This window comes from Bradyrhizobium erythrophlei, assembly GCF_900129505.1.
Lineage (GTDB): Bacteria > Pseudomonadota > Alphaproteobacteria > Rhizobiales > Xanthobacteraceae > Bradyrhizobium > Bradyrhizobium erythrophlei_D.
The window spans coordinates 8,023,221-8,038,001 of the sequence record NZ_LT670818.1 but is presented as its reverse complement, the minus strand read 5'-3'; the positions used below and the strand labels follow the sequence as shown (position 1 = coordinate 8,038,001).

At 58.2% G+C, this 14,781-nt stretch carries 12 protein-coding genes; 10 read left to right on the top strand and 2 right to left on the bottom strand.

Annotated elements, in window-relative coordinates:
- Positions 1 to 93: 93 nt before the first annotated feature.
- Entirely contained in the window at positions 94 to 1,974 is a 1,881-nt protein-coding gene (locus B5525_RS37865; RefSeq protein WP_079574330.1) for a sigma-54-dependent Fis family transcriptional regulator, read from the bottom strand.
- Positions 1,975 to 2,327: 353 nt separating this feature from the next.
- Between B5525_RS37865 and B5525_RS37860 the strand changes: the two genes are divergently transcribed.
- The 10 genes from B5525_RS37860 to B5525_RS37815 all read left to right on the top strand — a co-directional run bounded on the left by B5525_RS37860 (position 2,328) and on the right by B5525_RS37815 (position 12,257).
- Complete coding sequence (locus B5525_RS37860) at positions 2,328 to 3,371, top strand: NAD(P)-dependent alcohol dehydrogenase (protein WP_079571160.1); 1,044 nt, start codon at positions 2,328 to 2,330, stop codon at positions 3,369 to 3,371.
- Between the two features lie 17 nt (positions 3,372 to 3,388).
- On the top strand, positions 3,389 to 3,796 hold the full coding sequence (locus B5525_RS37855; RefSeq protein ID WP_154073695.1) for a hypothetical protein: 408 nt from the start codon (positions 3,389 to 3,391) through the stop codon (positions 3,794 to 3,796).
- Positions 3,796 to 4,044 carry a hypothetical protein gene (locus B5525_RS37850; RefSeq protein WP_079571159.1) on the top strand — a complete coding sequence of 83 codons (249 nt, stop codon included), beginning with the start codon at positions 3,796 to 3,798 and terminating at the stop codon, positions 4,042 to 4,044. Before B5525_RS37855 ends, B5525_RS37850 begins: the two co-directional genes overlap by 1 nt.
- Positions 4,045 to 4,239: 195 nt before the next feature.
- The gene (locus tag B5525_RS37845) at positions 4,240 to 5,910 is read left to right on the top strand and encodes an aromatic/alkene/methane monooxygenase hydroxylase/oxygenase subunit alpha (RefSeq protein ID WP_079574326.1); all 1,671 of its coding nucleotides are present in this window, start codon (positions 4,240 to 4,242) and stop codon (positions 5,908 to 5,910) included.
- Positions 5,911 to 6,009: 99 nt separating this feature from the next.
- On the top strand, positions 6,010 to 7,053 hold the full coding sequence (locus tag B5525_RS37840; protein ID WP_079571157.1) for an FAD-binding oxidoreductase: 1,044 nt from the start codon (positions 6,010 to 6,012) through the stop codon (positions 7,051 to 7,053).
- Between the two features lie 49 nt (positions 7,054 to 7,102).
- Positions 7,103 to 8,200 (top strand): aromatic/alkene monooxygenase hydroxylase subunit beta, encoded by a 1,098-nt coding sequence (locus tag B5525_RS37835; protein WP_079571155.1) that lies wholly within the window; start codon positions 7,103 to 7,105, stop codon positions 8,198 to 8,200.
- A gap of 42 nt (positions 8,201 to 8,242) precedes the next feature.
- Positions 8,243 to 8,599 carry an MmoB/DmpM family protein gene (locus B5525_RS37830; RefSeq protein ID WP_079571153.1) on the top strand — a complete coding sequence of 119 codons (357 nt, stop codon included), beginning with the start codon at positions 8,243 to 8,245 and terminating at the stop codon, positions 8,597 to 8,599.
- 112 nt (positions 8,600 to 8,711) lie between these two features.
- On the top strand, positions 8,712 to 9,755 hold the full coding sequence (locus B5525_RS37825) for an amidohydrolase family protein (RefSeq protein ID WP_079571152.1): 1,044 nt from the start codon (positions 8,712 to 8,714) through the stop codon (positions 9,753 to 9,755).
- A 5-nt stretch (positions 9,756 to 9,760) separates the two neighbouring features.
- Entirely contained in the window at positions 9,761 to 10,561 is an 801-nt protein-coding gene (locus B5525_RS37820; RefSeq protein ID WP_079571150.1) for a metal-sulfur cluster assembly factor, read from the top strand.
- A gap of 67 nt (positions 10,562 to 10,628) precedes the next feature.
- Positions 10,629 to 12,257 carry a molecular chaperone GroEL gene (locus B5525_RS37815; protein WP_079571148.1) on the top strand — a complete coding sequence of 543 codons (1,629 nt, stop codon included), beginning with the start codon at positions 10,629 to 10,631 and terminating at the stop codon, positions 12,255 to 12,257.
- A 47-nt stretch (positions 12,258 to 12,304) separates the two neighbouring features.
- On the opposite strand, the gene B5525_RS37810 is transcribed toward B5525_RS37815, so the two are convergent.
- Entirely contained in the window at positions 12,305 to 14,245 is a 1,941-nt protein-coding gene (locus B5525_RS37810; protein WP_079571146.1) for a sigma-54-dependent Fis family transcriptional regulator, read from the bottom strand.
- Between the last annotated feature and the right edge of the window lie 536 nt (positions 14,246 to 14,781).

The window sequence follows — 14,781 nt, the reverse complement described above, 5'->3', positions numbered from 1 at the left end:
GTGATACTGGATCGGATTGCCTGCGTGCAGTGCTTGCCGTAAAGGACCGGCCGCGCCGCTTCACCGAAGCCCTCGTTGTCTCAGCCGATTGTGTTAGCTCTGCTTGTCACGGAGGGCGCGATAGATCGTATTGCGCGACACGCCCAGCCGTCGCGCGGTCTTGCTGATGTTGTTGCCGGTTTCCGCATACGCGGTCAGCACAAGGGCACGCTGAACCTCATGCAAGCTGTGTTTGAGTCCGTCGCTGCCGGACACCCTTTCAGGGTGCCGCTCGCCGCAGGCAGGCCCGAGAAGGTTGTCGACTGACGTTTCATCGATCAGATGTCCCGGCTCGGCCAGCGATAATCTTGAGAGGATGTTGCGCAATTCGCGGATATTGCCTTCCCAATTCCGTTCGGCCAGTCGATCGATTGCGCTTTCGGTCAAGTCCCCGGAAGGATCAATCTTCTCGATCAGATGGCGTGCAATCTTGGCGAAATCCGAACGTTCGCGCAGCGGTGACAACGTCACCTCGAGCGTGTTGAGGCGAAACAGGAGGTCGGATCGGAAGCGGCCCTTTGCAATGGATTCGTCGAGATTGGCGTTCGTGGCGGACACCAGGAGAACATCGACCTGGCGTTTGACGCCGCCGACCGGACGGACCGTCCAATCATCCAGAAAGCGCAGCAGCACGGCTTGCAGCGTCACCGGCATATCGCCGATTTCGTCGAGGAACAGGGTGCCGCCGTCTGCCTCTTTGAATAATCCACCAGCGCCGCCTTTTTTGGCGCCGGTAAAAGCGCCCTCGGCGTACCCGAACAGCTCGGCTTCGATCAGGCTATCGGGGAGCGCGGCGCAATTGACGGGGACGAAGGCGCCGGTCCGTCCGCTGGCGACATGGGCATGGCGGGCGAGTTGCTCCTTGCCGGTACCAGTCTCGCCGCGGATCAGGATCGGCATTTTGCGGGCTGCTGCAGTCTCGACCCGTCGCACAACTGCCGCGACCGTCGGATCATCGGATACGAATTGCGGGGCGACCTCTTTCGGCAGCGGGGGCCGAGGTCTGGAAACTCCCTGAATCATCGGGAACTGGCGCGTGTTCTCGATTGTCGAGACAAACTGGCTGCCGACGTCATCTTCAAGGCGCTGGCGTTCCTTGCGCCGGCCTTCATCGAGATACGTGCTGAATTTCGTACGAAAGACGTCGGCGAAGCGACGCCCGGGCGAGGCAGGCAAACCGTGCAACAAGATGCCCGCGGCTCTGTTCGCAGCGAGTATCTTGCCCTCATTGTCGACGGCCAGCAGGCCCGCGCTCAACGTGTGCAAATATTCGCCGCGATTGTGGAACGCGATCAGGATATTTCCGCGATGATGTTCGCGGAATAGCCCGTTCTCGATCTGCGTCGCCGCCATGGCGACGAGCGCCTGGGTGTGAGCCTGCCTCGATACGCAATCCGATGACGCATCCAGTATTCCGGCCAACTCGCCATCAGGCGCGAAGATCGGGGCGGCGATGCAGGTAAGATTGTTATAGCGCGAAAAAAAGTGATCGCGCCCGTGCACGACGATCGGTCGTTTGAGATGCGCTGCGGTGCCAAGGCCGTTGGTGCCGCAAATGCTTTCCTTCCAAATAGTACCTGGACGAATGCTCGCTGCGTTCGAAGCGTCGCTGAAGCTCGGATCGGATATGATGTCGAGCAGCAAGCCGTCCGGGTTCGCAAACGCAATCATGAAGTTGGAACCGGCGATCTGCTGATGCAGCGTGTGCATCTCAGCGAGCGCGAGGCCACGGACCAGCGAACAACGCTGTTGTTCCTGGCGTAGGATTGCGGGACTGACGAACTCGGGCGCCGGCGGGCGCAGCGTGTCGAGGCCGAACGAAATACAGCGCATCCAGCTGTCATAGATATCGGCCGATAGAAGTTCCGCCGGCGGCGCCCCGCGCTGCTCGAGCGTCATCCACGCATTCTCGACGCGCCGGCTGGCAGTCAGCATCATCGCTCCTCCCGGAACTGATGTTCGGCGATTTCCTCTTGGTCATAGCCCGGATGGCGTCTTCTTCGCGCATCCGCGTTCGCGCATCCGCGCTTTTGGTAATCATAAGATCAAATAGCTGAAAATCCAAATTCCTCTTTACTCGTCCTGGTCGTCTTCGAAGTGTTCCGTCTCGGAACAAACGGCCGTCAAATCTGGTCCGATGCGGAGCGGGACGATCACACCCAGATGCAGAGAAAGTCAAAAAAGATCAACCTGTTATCGGCTTGGCACAGCCCTTGCTGCCTTAGCTGGTCAGATGGCGCTCGCGCTGCAACTAGAAATAAAAAACACCGAGGGGGAGAGATAAATAAATGAAAGCCGCGGTGCTCCATGCGTTTGACGAAAAGCTGACGGCAAAAGAGTTCGTCAAATATGAAGATGTGACAGATCCAAAGATTACGCGCCCGGCAGATGTGATCGTGCGGGTCGGTGGCGCGGGCGTTTGCCGTACAGACCTGCATATCGTCGAAGGCATTTGGCGCAGCAAGGTTGACGTAAAACTTCCCTACATCATGGGTCACGAAAATGCCGGCTGGGTCGAGGCGATCGGGCCCGGCGTCGAAGGCGTAAAAGTTGGCGACAGCGTCATCTGTCATCCGCTGGTGACTAGCGGACATTGTCTCGCATGCCGGCGGGGCGACGACATGCACGCACTGGACAGTTCGTTTCCCGGCATCAACGCCAACGGCGGTTACGCGCAATACCTGCTGACGGGCCAGCGCTCTCTCATCAAGTTACCCAAGTCGCTGGCGCCGAAGGATGTCGCCCCCTATACCGACGCCGGCCTGACGGCTTATCGCGCTGCCAAGAAAGCGTCGCGACATCTTTTGCCGGGCGAATACGTCGTGGTGATCGGCGCCGGCGGTCTCGGACATATCGGAATTCAGGTGCTCGCGGCGCTCTGTGCGGCCGAGATCATTGTTGTCGACCGCGCCGACAAGTCGCTTGAACTCGCCAAGAAATGCGGCGCTCATCATCTCGTGAAAGCCGACGCCAACGAAGTCGAGGCGGTGTTGGCGCTGACCGGCGGGCGCGGCGCCGAAGCCGTGATTGATTTCGTCGGCGAGGGCGACGCGATTGCCAAAGGACTGTCGATGACCGCGAACGGCGGTTACTACTACATCGTGGGTTACGGCGGCAAGATCGAGTTGCCGACCCTCGACATGATCACGACGGAAAAGACCATCGTCGGCAATCTGGTCGGCACCTACGCCGAACTGGTCGAGCTGATGGCGCTCGCGGATCGCGGTCTCGTCAATCTCTACACCAAAGAATACAAATTGAACCAGGCCAACGATGCTCTGCACGACTTGCACCATGGCCACATCCATGGGCGCGCGGTTCTGATCCCATAACGATCCTGCCGAAAGAAATGATCCTCTGCACGGGATATCGAACGAAGGTCATCACAGTGAACGCCAGCGGGCGCGGACCGCAAATTACTGCCGAGGAAGCTGCTGCACTCGAGCGTGCTCGGGAACGGATGCTCGCGCGGCACAAGCTGATCGAAGGCATGATTCGGAATAATGAGATGCAACTGAAAAACGAAAGTGCGCGTGGCGGAGCGGAAATCGAACTCGAATGCGCCCGGCGCGATGTTGCGCAGGGAGATGCCGGAGCCGGAGCGCAAGCCGAACTGGAAATGGCGACTGCGCGTCTGCAGGCGCTCAAGGAGGAGCATCAGCGTCTCGTCGCCGAACGCGAATGGCTCAATGCGTCATTGCTGGAATTTGAAAGCGGTCCTTCGACCAATGAACACCAACGCTCGGGACATTCGTGATGACCAAGATCGGGATTAAAGCTGCGGGAAATGTCGCGCAAACTGGACAAGAACGAGCGCCGCCTCAGCAATTGGAATTGAACGAGGAAGAAAGTTCGAAAGACGCCTTCTTCGTTCAAATAGCCGAAATCGCTGAGGCAATGATCGCTCGGCACGGCAAGGATTTCGCAATTGGCGCTTTCGTCCTTTCGGCGAAATTCATCGCTGAAGGCAAGCCACTCATCAACCGAAACAACGGGGGTGGCTAGGCGGTCAGCACCGTCAAACCGGTCTGAAGTGGAACGGTGATTTCGCAAATCAAAGTACATTTACCGGACTTAAAGTTTGTTGCGCAGACGTGAATTTGGAGAATGCGATCGAGAGAATCGGCAATTGAGCTTTCTTTTGATCCGGTGAAAACAGCGAAAATGCTGAAGCAAATGCAACGTTCAAAGGAGAAAGAAATGTCTGCAAGTCTGACGCTAAATAAGATTACAGCCCAGAAAGGCATCACCATTGCCGAAGCGGCAAGCCGCGTCGCCGATCTCGGCTGGACGCCAAGCTACGTCCAGGAAGCGATGACCTTCCCCACCGACTACAAAATCTCGAAGACGCCGCGCGACCCGATGAGACAGGTTCTGCGGTCGTATTTCCCCATGCAGGAAGAGAAGGACAACCGCGTTTACGGCGCGTTGGACGCGGCCTTGCGCGGCGATATGTTCCGCAACGTCGAGCCGCGGTGGGTCGAGTGGATGAAGCTGTTTCTGGCGATCATCCCGTTCCCGGAAATCTCGGCGGCGCGTTCGATGGCAATGGTCGGTCGGTTGGCGCCCGGCGAGGAGCTGCGCACCGGGTTTACCATGCAGATGGTCGACGAGCTCCGGCACTCGACGATTCAGATGAACCTCAAAAAATGGTACATGGAGAACTATATCGATCCCGCCGGGTTCGATATTACGGAAGCTGCGTTCGGCAAATGCTACGCCACCACCATCGGCCGTCAGTTCGCTGAAGGCTTCCTGACCGGTGACGCCATCACCGCCGCCAACGTCTATCTGACGGTGGTTGCGGAAACCGCATTCACCAACACGCTGTTCGTGGCGATGCCGTCGGAGGCCGCGCGCAACGGCGACTATGCGTTGCCGACGGTGTTCCTGTCGGTGCAGTCGGATGAATCGCGCCATATCGGCAACGGTCACTCGATGTTGATGGCCATGATCAACGATCCGTCGAACCATCAGTTGCTGGAGCGCGATCTGAAATATGCATTCTGGCAGAATCACGCGATTGTCGATGCCGCGATCGGGACCTTCATTGAATACGGCACGACGAACCGCGACAAGAACAAGGAATCCTATGCCGAACTCTGGCATCGCTGGATTTACGAAGACTATTATCGGACCTACATGCTGCCGCTCGAGAAGTACGGCATCAAGATCCATCACGACGACGTCGCCGCCGCCTGGGATCGGATCGTTAAGAAAAACTACGTCCACAAGACCGCGCAGTTCTTCACGGTCGGCTGGTCGGTGAATTTCTGGCGCATCGAAGCCCAGACCGAAAAGGACTTCGAGTGGTTCGAGCACAAGTATCCAGGCTGGTACGCCGAGTTCGGCGACTTCTGGAAATGGCATGCCAAACTCAGCGTTCCCGGCGAAACCAACATTCTCTTCAACAGCGAGGTGGGCTATGTGTACCCGCACCGGTGCTGGAGCTGCATGGTTCCCTGCCTGATTCGCGAAGACTTCGTTTGTGACGAAGTCGACGGCAAGATGTACACCTATTGCTCGGAAGGCTGCCGCTGGACCCACAAGGTGGGCTTTGCCGCCGAGTACGAAGGTCGCCCCACCCCAGCGATGGGCCGCTTCAGCGGTCGCCGTGAATGGGAGGACTGCTACCACGGCTGGGATGTTGCCGACGCGATCAAGGACCTCGGATTCGTTCGGTCTGACGGCAAAACCCTCATCGCGCAGCCGCATCTGCGCTTTGAGGCCAGGGACATGTGGACGCTGGATCATGTGCGCGGACACCAGCTTGGCAGCCCGCTCCGCGGATTCCGCGCGCTCTCGCCGATCGAGCGTGAGGTCGCGGTGGCCGATTATCGCAAGGGCTTCAAGATCAATCCTTGTCACTGAGCATAACAACCGGAAGGGGCCGCTTCGGCGGCCCCTTTTTGCCCGGGAGCGGCAAGATGCTCCCGCCATTCTGTTCGCCAAGACGACGACAAGGCCGAAATGATGACGGACGCGCAAGTTCACAAGGTTCGGTTCGAGCCGTTGGGCATCGAGATGGAAGTGGAAGAGGGCGAAACCGTGCTTAACGCGGCGTTTCGTCAGGGCATCTCGCTCATGCATGGTTGCAAGGAAGGACAATGCGGCAGCTGCAAGTCAAAGCTCATTGATGGTGACATCGAGCTGTTGAAATATTCGACCTTCGCCTTGCCCGATTACGAGAGCGATACCGGCCACGTCCTGTTGTGCCGCACGCACGCCTACAGCGACGTCAGTTTCGAATTGCTCAATTACGATGAAGATCTGCTCAGCCGTTCGATCGCGGTAAAGGCATTTGATGGCCGCGTCGCAAAGATCAGCGCGTTGACGTCCGACATCAGGCTATTGGAAATCGAAATCGAAATGCCCCTGAAATTCTGGGCCGGCCAATATGTCGATCTGACGCTTGGGAATGGCGCCATCACCCGCGCCTTTTCAATGGCGAACGCGCCCAGCGAAAACACAAGCCTGCGCTTCATCATCAAGAAATATCCAAATGGGGCGTTTTCGTCCCAACTCGATGGAAAATTGAGCGTCGGCGACGCCCTGATTGCCAAAGGGCCTTATGGAACCTGCTTCCGGCGGGAGGGGAGGCTAGGCCCCATGTTGTTGATCGGTGGCGGCTCGGGCATGTCGCCGCTTTGGTCGATCCTGGCCGATCACATGGCGAGTGATGAAGAAAGGCCTGTGCGGTTTTTCTACGGGGCCCGCACGCGCGCCGATCTATTCTACCTCGAGGAACTGGCCGCAATCGCGGCGCAGCTAAAGGACTTCAAATTTGTACCGGCGCTGTCGCACGCGGACGCGGATGACGCGTGGGACGGGGAGACGGGGCTAATCCATGAGGTCGTCCTGCGCCATTTGCGGGAAGAGAAGCTGACCGGTGCGATCGACGCCTACGCGTGTGGTCCGACGCCAATGATCGATGCCGTGTTGCCGGTCTTGCAAATGAACGGCGTCGAACCCGACCATATCTATTTCGACAAGTTTACGCCGGCGGTGCGATGACGGCGTTCAAAGTTCGTCGCAGGGAGAGAGAAGCAAAAGGGAGTTAGCAATGAGCGCACAATCGAGCAGAGCGGCCACGAAGCCGGCATTCATCAAATCCGGGGCCGCGGGGGCAGCGACGTTTCCGGGTTCCGACAGTCGCAAGTACAACTACTTCGAACCCAAGGGTCGCAAGGCGACACACTACGAAGACATGACGGTCGATGTTCAGCCCGATCCCGAACGTTATCTCCTGCAGGATTGGATCATCTCCTTTCCCGACGGAACGCCGACTTATTGCAAGGATTGGACGGCGGCAAAGAGCTCCAACTGGCACAAATTCCGCGCCGTCGACCAGGAATGGGAGCGCACGCACTACCAGCGGCAGTCGACGATTTGCGGCATGGTGCAGAACACCATCGAGAACGGCCGGAAATCCGGCGCACCCGCCCGCTTCGACGCAGCCTGGGTTAAAATATTGCAGAACCATCTCGGCGCCTACAAGCACGCCGAATTCGGTCTCGGCACCTCCACCATGCAGGCGCAGCGTTATGGCTACACCCAGATGGTCAACAACGCGATCCTGACCAATTCTTCCTACAAGATGCGCTTCGCGCAGGACATCACGCTTTATCTGAGCGAGATTGCTCTCGACCTCCCGGACTTCGACGTTGCCGCCGGCAAGCAGCACTGGCTTGAGGATCCGATCTGGCAGGGCGTGCGCAAGTCGGTTGAATCAATCATGGGCTCAAATGACTACCTTGAGCAATACTTTGCGACCAACGTCGTATTCGAGTCGCTTCTCGGCGAGCTGTTCCGCTCAGGATTCCTGATGCAGGCGGCTGCGGCGCAGAACGATTTCATCACCCCTGCAGTCGTCTCCGCGGCAGAGGCGGATTATGAGCGCAATCTCGCCAACACCGTTGAACTGTTCCATATCCTTGGTGAGGATCCGACGCATGGCGCTCATAATATTGCGCTGTTCAACAAGTGGCTCGTAAAGCATGCCGATCTCGCACTTGACGCCTCAAATCGTCTGCAGCCGATCTGGTCGCAGCCACGTGTCAAGGTCGCAACATTCGGCGACGCGTTGGGGCATGCGAAGAACCGCATCAAGGGTATCGCTACCGAGCTTGGCCTGCAGGTTCCAGCTAATCTCGCATCGTAACCCAACCCAACGCCCCTTAACCAGACCCTTCAGGAGACAGACATGTTGCAAGAGCACGACAACATCTTCAAATCGATGAAAGACATCACGTTCGAGGATACGATTTCGCACCAGTGCGGGATCACGATGAACGACAGCGTCGAGGCACGCGCCATTGCCGACGTCATGAGCCGCCACGATCATATCACGGTGACATACATGCCCGCCATGATCCGCATCGACGGCGACGGCAAGATGGAATTCAAGATGGATGAGATTTCGGAGGAGCTGGGTCGCGTCATGACTCCGCATCTTTTCGAGATTTCAACCTCGACGCATTACGGCCGCATGGTCATGACGGATGACAACACCGTTATCCTGTTTGGCGACATGAACGAGATGATGAAATACATCGTCTGAGATTTTACGGCGAATGGCGTATGGCCGGTTTGGATGCCGGCCATAGCGGGTCGGCTGCGCCAATGGCGAGCCTCAAAACATTCAATCCTCACGCGGGAGCAGGAGAAACGCCATGTACAGGACAGCCAAGGGCGAAGAGATATTCGTCATCGACGGACATACGCATTTCTGGGACGGCAGCCCGGCCAACCAGAAAAACATCCACGGCAAACAGTTCATCGAATGCTTCTATGCCTATCACTCCAATCTCAGTCCGCCGTCGGAGAAGTGGGAATTAGAAAAGTTTGAGAAATACGACGCCAAGACGATGTTCGACGACCTGTTCGTGACCGGCTATGACGACATGGCGATCCTGCAGCCGACCTATCTGACCGATTTCTACAAGAACGGCTTCAACACGACCGAGCGCAACGCGGCAATGAAGAAAAGCCATCCGGATCGCTTCATTCTGAACGGCGCCTTCGATCCACGCGACGGCGAAAAAGGTATCGAGAATTTGCATGCCTTGTCCGAACAGCACAAGCTGAAGGGCGTCAAGCTCTACACCGCCGAATGGCGCGGGGAATCCAAAGGCTACAAGCTGACCGACAAGGCGTCCTACAAATACCTCGAGGCGGCGCAAAAGCTTGGCATCAAGAATATCCACGTTCACAAGGGCCCTACCATCATCCCGCTCAACCGTGATGCGTTCGACGTCGCCGATGTCGATGACGTCGCGACTTCGTTCCAGGATTTGAATTTCATCGTCGAGCATTGCGGCCTGCCGCGCCTTGACGATTTTTGCTGGATCGCGACCCAGGAAACCAATGTCTATGCCGGCCTCGCGGTGGCTTTGCCTTTCATCCATACGCGCCCGGGGTATTTCGCCCATGTCATTTCGGAGCTCTTGTTCTGGGTTGGGCCAGACAAGATTCTCTACGGCAGCGACTACGGCATCTGGACGCCGAAGTGGCTGATCGACAAGTTCATGGCGTTCGAAATTCCCGCGGACGTTGCCAAGGAAACCGGTTCGGTCTTGTCGATGGAGACGAAAGCCAAGATTCTCGGCCTCAATGCGGCCCGCCTCTATGGCATTGATGTCGAGGCCCAGAAGAAGAAGATCAGGTCGGGCGGGGGCTATGCCCATCTGCCCGAAGCCGTCCACGCGCCCAGGTGACAGCCATGAAAGATGGTGCCGAAAGGGCCGACCGGTCGCAACACCGGCAGAACCATGACAGGCAAGCCGAAATATGGGCTTGCCTGGAAGGCGTGATGGATCCGGAGCTCGACGAGTCGGTTACCGACTTGAACTTTGTCTCAAAAGCCGATGTGGATTCGGAGAATCGCGTCCACATCGAATTCCGTCTGCCGACCTATTGGTGCGCCGCCAATTTCTCGTTCTTGATGGCGGACGACATGCGCCGCGCCGTGAACGCGCTGGACTGGGTCGAGGGCGTCAGTGTCGTGTTGGGTGAGCACATGTATGCCGACCAAATTAACGCGGGTCTTGCTCAAGGACTGTCGTTTCAGGAGACCTTCGGTGCCGAAGCCGATGGCAACCTGGATGATTTGCGTCAAACGTTCCTGGTCAAGGCATTTCAGCGCCGGCAGGTAGCGCTGCTCAACCATCTCATCGGGGTGGGGTACTCGCCCCAAGCGATCGTCAGCTTGACGCTGACGGAGCTTGGTTGCCTGCCGGTCGATGATGAAGGCGAAAAATTGGTGCGACGCTATCTTGAGCGACGGGCTGTCGTTGGGCTGCTGCGTGGCGATGAGCCCGCCTTTGTTGACGCAAAGGGAGCGCGGGTGAAAGCCGACGGCTTTGCCGCCTACGTTTCGGGTCTGAGGCGCGTCGGCATCAACGTCGAATTTAACGGCGCTCTCTGCCGCGGTCTGCTTTCCGTGCGCTTCGATCTCGAAACGCCCTTTGTGCCAAAATCGAAGGCTTCGTCGAACACGCTGGACTCAGAACACGTGCCCTAACACGAGAGTTTCGGACTGCGAATAATTCCAAGCAAGAAAACTCGTTAGTAAAAGGTGAGGATATCCAATGCCGAAAATCATGCTGCATGATGAAGCGGCGCGAGCAGCGCTGGGCAGGGGCGTCGCCAAACTCGCCAAGGCTGTGCGCGGAACATTGGGTCCGAAGGGCATGAACGCGATCATGGACCGGCCGATCGGTACACCGATCATCTCGCGGGACGGCGTCAGCATTGCCAGCGAAATCGAGCTTGAATGCCCGTTCGAGAATATGGGTGCGCAGGTGTTGCGCGAAGTGTCAAAGCAGACCAATGAAGTTGCCGGCGACGGCACGACGACGGCCACGGTCCTGGCCGACGTGCTTGTGCAAGACGGCCTGAAATGCCTCGCCGCAGGGACCAATCCGGTCGAACTGGTCGAAGGGCTCGAACTGGCGGTCACCGAGACCATCGCCGCATTGAAGCGCTCGGCCAAGGCCCTGCAGGGTCCTGCTGGTCTGCGTGCCGTTGCGAGTATTGCGGCCAACGATGCAGCATTAGGAAATATGGTCGCCGATGCCTTTGAGCGGGCGGGCAATCACGGGATTGTCGCAGTGGAATTTGGCAATACCGTTGAGACGACGCTGGAGATCATCGAGGGCATGGCGTTCGAGCGCGGGTATCTCTCGCATCACATGGTCACGGATATAGAGAAGATGCAGGTCGTTCTCGACAATCCGTTCATCCTGATGACCGATCACAGAATTCAGACCGGCGAGCAACTCGCCGGCGTGATCTCGCTTATTGAAAAGAGCGGCCGACCCTTGCTGATCATTGCCGAGGAAGTAGCACCGCCGGTGATTATGCAATTGCTGGCGCGCCGCGAGAAAAACAATTTCAAGGTTGCCGCGATCCATCCGCCCGAATTCGGGCATTGGCGCAAGGCGATGCTCGAGGATATCGCGATTACCACGGGAGGACGCGTGATTTCGGTTGACCTTGGCGGCAAGCTTGAAAAGGCGGAATTGCACGATCTTGGCTCGGCGCGCCAGGTGCGCATTTCGGCCTCGAAGACGCTGATTACGGCGGGCGGTGGCGATCAGAAGAAGGTCGCCGCGCGCCGCGAACAGGTCATGCGCCAATATGATGCAGCCCCGGAAAATATCGAACGCGACAAATTCCAGGAGCGTATCGCAAAGCTGTCCGGTGGCACGGCCATGATCCTTGCGGGCGGTGCAACGCCGGTCGAGCAAAAGCGGCGCACCCAGCTGATCGAGGATGCGATCAATGCGACCCGTGCGGCGATCGAGGAAGGTATCGTGCCGGGTGGCGGTGTTGCTCTGCTCAGAGCAGCACCACAGCTCGACGGCTTGATTGAAGGATTGAAAGGCGGTGCCAAACAGGGAGCGGAACTGCTTCAACGCTCGCTGAGCCGCCCGTTTTTTTATATTGCCGCCAATGCCGGCCTGAACGGTGAAGTCGAGGTAACGAAGGTCGCCAAAGGCCTGAACGGTCACGGGCTTGATGCACGCAATGGTGCATCTGTTGACCTGATGAAGGCCGGCATCATCGATCCGGTCAAGGTCTGCTACAGCGCGGTTCGCAATGCGGCCTCCGTCGCCGGCCTGATCCTGACGACGCAAACGCTGATCGCCAAGAAGCCGGACGACTATGATCCAACGGCGGGACCGGCCCGGGGCGGCGGCGCTGAGTTGCTTTGATCTCGCATAAAACGACGGCAAACGTCATAAGGGCCAGTACTTGCAGGTCATCTCGGCGCCTTTTGGCCGAGCGCTCGATAGATTGTATTTCTGGAGACACCGAGACGTCGCGCGGTTTCGCTTATGTTTCCAGCGGTTTCGGAAAGGACCGCGAGAATTCTGGCATTCTGGATGTCATGGAGCGATCCAGCTGTCGTTAGCTGGGCCTGACCGATCAGGGCCTTCAATCCGGCCTCGTCGGTGAGGCCGTCGGCCGCGACCAGGGTGAAACGTGCCAGCATATTGCGCAGCTCGCGAATGTTGCCAGGCCAGGGACGCGCGGCGAGATGGGCAATTGTTGCAGATGTGATTTCGTAATTCGGATCGATGGCACCAAGTAGATGGTGAACGATGGCCTCGAAGTCGATGCGATCATTGAGTCTGGGCAGGGTCACCTCAAGGGTATTGAGACGATAGAGCAGGTCGCGGCGGAAGCGTCCTTCGGCGATGGCCTTGTCGAGGGTGGCGTTGGTAGCCGAGACGAGGAAGACATCGACCTTGGTTCTGGCGCCGCCAACAGGGCGCACCGTCCAGTCGTCGAGCAGGCGCAGAAGCACGGCTTGCAGCGTGACGGGCATGTCGCCGATTTCGTCAAGGAAAAGTGTGCCACCGTGGGCCTCTTTGACGAGTCCGATTGCGCCACCGCGCCGCGCCCCGGTGAATGCACCGTCGGCATAGCCAAAGAGCTCGGCCTCGATCAGGCTTTCGGGAAGGGCGGTGCAATTGACGGGGACAAAGGCGCCGGTCCGCCCACTGGCGGCGTGGGCGTGGCGGGCGAGCTGTTCCTTGCCGGTACCCGTCTCACCGCGGATGAGGATCGGCATCTTGCGCGCCGCCGCAGTCTCGACCTGACGGACAATGGTCCGCACCGTCGGATCATGGGCGATAAAGCTGCAGGTCGTACTCCCAACCTTGCCCTCAAGATGCTGAAATTCCAGCGTCGAATCTTTCCGAGAATGCGACGACCTCGCGGTCTCGCGGCGTTCTAGCGCGGGTTTCAACTTCTGAGCTTCGCGATCAGCAATTGACAGACGCCGCCGTGCAGGCAGCACCACTATAGCGCCGATGCCGGAGGTTTCGTTCTCGACGAGATCGAAACTCGCGTTCGGAAGCAGTTCTTTCAATTTGCCTGGCCACTCGTCGAAGGGAAGCGCCTTCAAAAAGCGGGTTGGTGCATCGCCGTCAATGCCGTGACGGTTATTCTGGAGAACATTCAGAGCCCGCTCCGTGGCGTGGAGGATCGTGCCTCGACGGTCGAGTACGATAAACTCCTCGTTCACCCACAGCGATCTCTTGGCGAGAAAGTGGCACAGCAGCTCTTCTCGATCTTGTCGGACCGATTGCGCCAACACGCTTTCCACGTGATGACCGACGGAGACGGCCAAAGCGAGGCTCTGCGGATTGAAGGTGCTTGCCGGGCCGGAGATGTCCACTACGCCAAGCAGTTCGCCATCGGTAGGATCGTGAACCGGAACAGCAGCACAGGTCCATCGCTGCACTTTCGAGCAAAAATGCTCCGCGCCGCGGATTTGGACAGGTTTCGATTCTGCTATTGCGGCGCCGATAGCGTTGGTGCCAATGTCGGCCTCGCTCCAGCGTCCTCCATGTTCCAGATGAACCGTGCGACCGGCGTCAATGACCCTGTCATCGCCCTGGGTATCGATGATCAGTCCGGTGGGGTCGGTAAGGATCATGATTGAATTCGCGTCGCTCAGGAATGTTTTCGAATTCTCGAGCGCGCAGCGTGCGGCGTGACGGAGCGAAGCGTGCTTGGAGCGGTAACGAAACAACTCAGCGTCCGCAACAAGCGGCGCCCTCGCGCGGTCGACCGTGATCTGATGGTTTTTGGATCTCTGCCACGACGCTGCGACCGACGATCTCAAATCCGCCGACAGCGCTCCGCGCTCGACGAATTTCTCCCACGCCTCCCGCACTTCTCGCTGGTCCATCCCGGCTCCTGCGACGTGACTAAGTCCGCGACTTGCCTATGAACAAGTCTCGCGATCAATCAGTAAGATGGGTCAATTGCCGAAACAGCCGTTGCTGTCACGCAAAAGCGCTAGATTCAAACGCTTCCGGCCACCTCAACGGCGGGGCCTAGATCGGTCGAACCTTTTTCAGGCGCTCTTGCCGCGATGACGACGGCGTCATCCGACAAAAATCCATCCGGCGTTCACTTCCCAGTCCACAAGCGGTTCTTCGGCGCCGCTAAGCGGCCCAGCCTATACTTCTTGGCTGATGGTGCAAAGGAGGAGCCGGAGCATTTGAAGCGCTTTGAGAATTCAACCTTGGTGCGTTTCAGGCGAAGGAACCCTTAAGGATGGCTTGGCGTCGAGAATCGCCGATCCGCGAAGTCCGACAACTTCGTCAGTATCCGTTGCAGCGTCGAGGACAGGACCGCTGGTTGCCTCTGATAGGTGCAGCGCAACATTCGAGGATCCGGCTAGGAACTTCATTCGAAACGACCTGACGAATTCAAGGGAAT

Coding starts and splice junctions, on each gene's coding strand:
- B5525_RS37865 (WP_079574330.1), bottom strand. CDS start 1,974: ATGCTGACTGCCAGCCGGCGCGTCGAGAATGCGTGGATGACGCTCGAG.
- B5525_RS37860 (WP_079571160.1), top strand. CDS start 2,328: ATGAAAGCCGCGGTGCTCCATGCGTTTGACGAAAAGCTGACGGCAAAA.
- B5525_RS37855 (WP_154073695.1), top strand. CDS start 3,389: ATGATCCTCTGCACGGGATATCGAACGAAGGTCATCACAGTGAACGCC.
- B5525_RS37850 (WP_079571159.1), top strand. CDS start 3,796: ATGACCAAGATCGGGATTAAAGCTGCGGGAAATGTCGCGCAAACTGGA.
- B5525_RS37845 (WP_079574326.1), top strand. CDS start 4,240: ATGTCTGCAAGTCTGACGCTAAATAAGATTACAGCCCAGAAAGGCATC.
- B5525_RS37840 (WP_079571157.1), top strand. CDS start 6,010: ATGATGACGGACGCGCAAGTTCACAAGGTTCGGTTCGAGCCGTTGGGC.
- B5525_RS37835 (WP_079571155.1), top strand. CDS start 7,103: ATGAGCGCACAATCGAGCAGAGCGGCCACGAAGCCGGCATTCATCAAA.
- B5525_RS37830 (WP_079571153.1), top strand. CDS start 8,243: ATGTTGCAAGAGCACGACAACATCTTCAAATCGATGAAAGACATCACG.
- B5525_RS37825 (WP_079571152.1), top strand. CDS start 8,712: ATGTACAGGACAGCCAAGGGCGAAGAGATATTCGTCATCGACGGACAT.
- B5525_RS37820 (WP_079571150.1), top strand. CDS start 9,761: ATGAAAGATGGTGCCGAAAGGGCCGACCGGTCGCAACACCGGCAGAAC.
- B5525_RS37815 (WP_079571148.1), top strand. CDS start 10,629: ATGCCGAAAATCATGCTGCATGATGAAGCGGCGCGAGCAGCGCTGGGC.
- B5525_RS37810 (WP_079571146.1), bottom strand. CDS start 14,245: ATGGACCAGCGAGAAGTGCGGGAGGCGTGGGAGAAATTCGTCGAGCGC.